2 protein-coding genes are annotated in these 1,173 nt (G+C 72.9%); both read left to right on the forward strand.

The genetic code is table 11. The features are described from left to right. On the forward strand, positions 1-953 hold a 953-nt coding region (locus tag AC27IQ_RS25075; RefSeq protein WP_487091233.1), incomplete at its 5' end, for a Bug family tripartite tricarboxylate transporter substrate binding protein. A gap of 20 nt (positions 954-973) precedes the next feature. Then, on the forward strand, positions 974-1,173 hold a 200-nt coding region (locus tag AC27IQ_RS25080; RefSeq protein WP_487091234.1), incomplete at its 3' end, for a carboxylesterase family protein.

Here is a 1,173-nt window from a genome sequence, read left to right on the forward strand (position 1 = left end):
CCGCGTTCGCGTCGCTGGCTTTCGCGGCCGGCGCCCAGCCCGCGGGCTACCCTGCCAAGCCGATCCAGCTCATCGCCCAGCAGCCGCCGGGCAGCGCGTCCGATGCGATGACGCGCGCCTGGGCCGACTGCGCCGCGCGCGAGATGGGCCAGCCCGTGGTGGTGCAGAACAAGCCGGGGGCCAACGGCATCCTGGCGGTCAATGCGCTCAAGTCCCAGCCGGCCGACGGCTACACGCTGATGACCATCGGCATGTCGCAGATGACCATCACGCCCTACGTCTACCGGCAGCCGCCCTACGACCCGCTGCACGACTTCGACAGCGTGGCGGTGCTGGGCAGCACGCCGCTGGTGCTGGCCGTGCCGGCGGGGCTGGGCATCACGCGGCTGGCGCAGCTGGCGGACCAGGCCAGGGCCCACCCGGGCGGGCTCGATTTCGGCTCGCCCGGCAAGGGCAGCCCGGCGCACCTGCTGACCTCGGCGCTGCTCGACCGCATGGGCGTGTCCGGCACGCACGTGCCCTTCGTGGGCGAGGGCGCTGGCCTCACGGCCCTCATGGGCCAGCAGATCCAGGCGATGACGCTGGTCATCGGCACGGCCGCGCCGCATGCCAGGTCGGGCAAGCTCGTGCCCCTGGCGGTGTTCGCGCCGCAGCGCTCGCCCTTGCTGCCGGATGTGCCTTCGATCGGCGAGGCCCTGCCGGCCGCCAAGGACCTGGCCCGCACCGCGTGGATCGCCGTGGTGGCCCGGGCCGGCACGCCGCCCGCGCTGCTGGGCACGCTGAACGCCGCGACCGAGAAATGCCGCAGCGGCGATGCGTCCTACCGCGCGCGGATGGAGGCCATGAACGTGACGCTGGCCACGTCCGTCCCGGGGGATGCGCGCACCTGGGCGGCACGCGATACTTCGGTCTGGAAACCGTTGATCGACAAACTGGGATTGGCCACTGAATGACTCTGGATACCGTGCCGTGCGTGCACCTTTCCCACGGAGGTGGGCTGCAGGGGCGCCTTGACCATGGCGTCGCCGTGTTTCGCGGCGTGCCCTATGCGCAGGCCCCGCAAGGCGCACTGCGCTTTTTAGCCCCCCAGCCCGCACCCGCCTGGTCGGGCCTGCGCGAGGCGATGGCTTTCGCGCCGGTGCCGCCCCAGTGGCCGCGCGGCGGCGGTGCCCG

The organism is Acidovorax sp. KPB24-07 (assembly GCF_057543315.1).